Genomic DNA, 4,222 nt, shown 5'->3' with positions numbered 1-4,222 from the left:
ACAAAAGTATCCCGTTCTGTTTACACCCCAAATATATTCGTTGGCAGACTTATTTCCTGAGCTAAGCAAAAACTCTACAACGAGGTTAAGATGGCTATAATCAGGTTCTCCTTTCTTAGGATACTCCAATATTTTTACTTTGCTCATTGCAAGAATTCCATTCATTAATACACATAACGCCCGCCTCAACGAGCAAATTTTGCTGGCGGCAGTTTTGCAGCGCAGCGCAAAAATGGTGACAGTAAAATTTGTCCGTTGGAGGCGCTTGTTAAATGCTTTTTTATGGAATAGCATAGATGCACATATTATATGCGCATATGGAGCAAATAACATGCAGACATTTTTTGACCAACAAGCACCTAAAAAAGCTACCAACTTAACAGTAAATAGCGACCTTTTAAATCAAGCTAAAAGCTTGAAAATAAATTTATCTGCCACACTTGAACAAGCTCTAATTGTGCAAGTGAAAAACGCGCAGCGCGAGCAATGGCTTCAAGAAAACAAAGATGCAATTGATGAACTTAATAAGCTAAGTGATGAAAACGGTTTATTCTCTGACTCGTTTAGGAGTTTTTAATGAGCCAATTTACGCTGTACCTGAATAAAGATAAAAGCAGCAAAAAAACCTACCCATATTTTGTAGATGTTCAGAACAACTTGTTAAGTGATTTAAACTCTAGACTGGTTATACCGCTAACCCCTTCAAAAAAAGTAAACGAAAAAGCAGCCCAAAAGCTATGCCCTACCATCAATATCGACAGCGAAGAATTTGTTCTTGTGACGAATCAGATGACCACTGTACCTAAGTCACTACTAAAATCAGAAGTAGACTCACTTGAACAATATCGCTATGAAATCATCGATGCCATAGATATGCTGATTACCGGCATTTAACGCTTTGCTAATTTGCGCCGCCAGGCGTCAAATTGAGCAACTTGTTATGTGAAAATTAAAAAGATTCAACCCCGTACACCTCGTGATCTCCTATGCCCACCAAACTAGATTCTTTGATTTCTTGCGCAGAATCTATGGCACAATTAAGAACCTCAACTTCTTTTTTGTTTAACACATAGCTACCAGCTTTGGCATCGAAGCCTAGAGGCATTACTAACGACAAAAAGTGCGCTGAATATACGTTGCCCACGATTGAATAAAGCAGATCACAGCTCGCCTCCCCAATACAACAATGCAGCAAGATATACTTACCCAAGACACTCTTAAATATTTTTTGACTTTGTTCCAGATAAGAGGTGCCGACTTTAAGCTCTTTATCAGTCTCGCCTGATTGCTTTTGACTTTCAATAAGGCTGATCAAAGGAACAGTATGCACAACTTTAAAAAGCCACTCACATTTAGCGCTATTAAAAAGGCTCAGATTGCCTTGGATAATATGTGCTTTCAAAATCTCTGACGGGCGCCCGTCATCTAACCCATTAAGCTCAGAATGCGGCGGAAGCCATAATATATTTGCATCACCAGATGTAACATTTTCCTCATTTTTATCGAATACTAGAGGATATGCACGACCTTCTTTCGGCAATATATCAGCTAAAGCCAATTTTTCATTAAACACTGATTCCCACGTAAGCTTCGACCATTCTGGGCTTATAAATAGTTTGATAATTGGAACCTCTCTCGACCCACATAACATTTGAATCTACGACATAAGGTCGTATATCCACCTGTCGTATATCCTTTTTTTAAAATCGTTCTGATATTACTCGAATCATACACCATGACTGGATTCCGCAGAAGTCCGAGATTCAAAAACTATTAAGAAATGCGACACTATGTCGTATATCGTGATTTTACACCAGTTTCTTAGCCACTTGTTTTATATACAGTTTTTGATTCGTTCTTGTAAGTTCTCAGGATATACGACAGGCGGTCGCTTTTTAAGTCAAAAGGTACTAAATCTAGCTGAACGAAAGCGAATTCTCGATGCTAGGGAACATCAGCTTTAACTACTAAAGTAATGTCCACCTTATCCATGACTACAATTTATCAAACAAACTCTTCCCACCTTTTGGAAAGATTCGCATACCCTCCCCACTCAATATTAACCACAGCGGCCCACCAGGTTTTAGTGCTTTAGTAGGATGTCCAAATTATTTAACCTAGGTGGGTATAACTAAAAATTTGGACTAAGCCTTAACTTAGCGTCAGTCACTTTGGCCCCTTCAAAATAACAAGCCAGATACCAGTAGCTAAATCTGGTTTTTTCCAAAGGTTTAATCTCTTTTGGTTTGAATGGATTTTCAATTATTTAGTGTACTTGTTTTTTTCTAAATAATGTTCGATCAGCCGATGTTCTGGGGTGTTTAGCAAATGTTCGTCTATATTTTCTAACCAATTAATATCATTCAAAGATTTATCAATTGGGGCGCGCAATGCGATTGGTGTCATTTCTGAGTAATGATTGAGAATGGTGTCGATGTCATTACACCTCTGAAAGCATGTTGTTAATGCGTTAGCCATGTTAAATGCTGTTTGCAAACCAACGCCCGCGCTATAGTGGAAAGAAAAAGCCGCATCGCCAATTAGAACCATATTTTCATGGAAAAGGTGTTTAACGGTATTCATCTTGAAAGAAAACCAGGGCAAATTGGTAGAAACCAAGTCAATTTTGTCTTCTTCGCTGGTGAATATCTTATTAAGATGGGGGATAGCTTCGGCTGGGCTTTGCTGGAGAAAGCGACTCGATTGAAAGCACTTTTCGGTCATTTCAATGATAACAGCCTGCCTGGTGTCCGTTAGGGGGTAGGAGGACAACTGAATGAAGCCGGTAGATGTTTTAATGACGTAAAACCTGACATTTGTTTGAGGTTTTGGTGAGTCGTTATAAAACCAAGTAAACTTTATTTTTGCTTCATGCTGCTGTGTGACAAATTTAGCCGCATATTCTTTTCGTACAATGCTGTTTACGCCATCTGCTCCAACCAATAAGTCGCAGGAATCTTGTAGCTGACTTAGCTCAGATGGAAGCACTTTTTTCTCTTCGATAGTTATTCCGAGTGACGTAGCTTTATTTCTGAAATAGCGCATCAATTCAAAACGGGAAACGCAGTGTCCATCAGAAAACTTAAAGGTTTGGCAGTCGTTATTGGTTTTTACGGTGGCTTGTGAGAGTCTCGGCGGAGTGTTATTCGCAAAGAGTGATGTGAAATAATCCTCATCCAAATGCGCTAACAAATCTTTGGTCAGCCCCTGTAGCGTGTAGCCTAAACCAAATGAGTTGATTGATTCATTTTTAGCCTCATAAACGGTGATGTCAAAGCCAGGATTGAATTTTTTCATGGCACTCGCAAAATAGAGCCCGGCCGGCCCACCGCCAATGATAATAATTCTCATATTCTCATATTCCTTTTATGCCAACCGGTACTACTACCGAGCATGTTTAATCTTTGTTAATCTTTACATTATAAACATTAAAGACTTAGCTTTACACCTGAATTCTACAATTTGTTTCTTTAACCGTTTTAGGTATTAAGCCAAGCTAAGTAAACTTGACGATGATTTGGTGAGCCATCAAATTCTTTATTACGCAAATCGCACAAAGCAAACACTAGTTTAAAGGCGCGGCGACAAACTTGTAGCCGTGCCTGTCATTGATATAGCCAATGCCATTTACAGCCATATTGAGATACCAGAAAACAGTAACTGGCCACTAAATATTAGCAACGGTACAGAAAGCGACTTAAGCACGACAGCGTAAACTCTCGGGTTGAACCGCTCTCCTAAGGCTTTAATAAAGAGAGCCACAGAAAATTTCGTAATACACAGACTAAATAATGTACAAACAATAAATACAACAGCCTCTATATTAGAGCCCATGAAAATATAGCTACTGCCAATAGTTAGCCAAAATATATACGGTGCTGGATTTAGGAAGTTAATTTTTACTGCCGTAGCTAAGCTTGAGCTTTTGCTACCCCCGACACTAGGGTCGATGTTGTTTGGAGTTTTAAGTATTTTGTATGCAATAAGAGCTAGGTACATAGAGCCAAAGACAGAAATCGCAGAGATAAACAAGCCTATATCATTAAGCTGCAACGTTAACAGCAATGCCAGAAGTATAATTGGCCCATCGGTTACAATAGGTGCAAGGCTAGCCATAAACCCATTGTAATTACCTTTTGACATGGTTTGATGAATCACAAACACACCTAAAGGCCCCGGTTTCAGCCCTGCCACTAAGCCAAAAGTTAATGCTGCTAATGCG

Annotated in this window: 5 protein-coding genes; 2 read left to right on the top strand and 3 right to left on the bottom strand. The window is 39.2% G+C overall.

Annotated elements, in window-relative coordinates; genetic code table 11:
- Positions 1–199: 199 nt before the first annotated feature.
- A complete protein-coding gene (locus A3735_RS15710; RefSeq protein ID WP_231875543.1) occupies positions 200–577 on the top strand; it encodes a type II toxin-antitoxin system CcdA family antitoxin in 378 nt (125 codons plus the stop codon).
- Positions 577–894: a CcdB family protein gene (locus tag A3735_RS15705; RefSeq protein ID WP_068510990.1), complete on the top strand. Its 318-nt coding sequence runs from the start codon at positions 577–579 to the stop codon at positions 892–894. Before A3735_RS15710 ends, A3735_RS15705 begins: the two co-directional genes overlap by 1 nt.
- Positions 895–949: 55 nt before the next feature.
- On the opposite strand, the gene A3735_RS15700 is transcribed toward A3735_RS15705, so the two are convergent.
- From A3735_RS15700 to A3735_RS15690, 3 genes are all read right to left on the bottom strand, one after another.
- Positions 950–1,573: a hypothetical protein gene (locus A3735_RS15700; RefSeq protein WP_068510988.1), complete on the bottom strand. Its 624-nt coding sequence runs from the start codon at positions 1,571–1,573 to the stop codon at positions 950–952.
- 689 nt (positions 1,574–2,262) lie between these two features.
- On the bottom strand, positions 2,263–3,351 hold the full coding sequence (locus tag A3735_RS15695; protein ID WP_068511187.1) for an FAD-dependent monooxygenase: 1,089 nt from the start codon (positions 3,349–3,351) through the stop codon (positions 2,263–2,265).
- Positions 3,352–3,627: 276 nt separating this feature from the next.
- Positions 3,628–4,222: LysE family translocator (locus A3735_RS15690; RefSeq protein WP_068638245.1), on the bottom strand; the 595-nt coding region annotated here is incomplete at its 5' end.

This window comes from Oleiphilus sp. HI0061, assembly GCF_001635675.1.
The sequence above is the reverse complement of the archived record's forward strand: the minus strand, read 5'-3'. Positions and strand labels throughout refer to the sequence as shown.

Bases quoted from the DNA above. Each gene is read 5' to 3' on its own strand.
- A3735_RS15705 (WP_068510990.1), top strand. From the start codon at position 577: ATGAGCCAATTTACGCTGTACCTGAATAAAGATAAAAGCAGCAAAAAA.
- A3735_RS15695 (WP_068511187.1), bottom strand. From the start codon at position 3,351: ATGAGAATTATTATCATTGGCGGTGGGCCGGCCGGGCTCTATTTTGCG.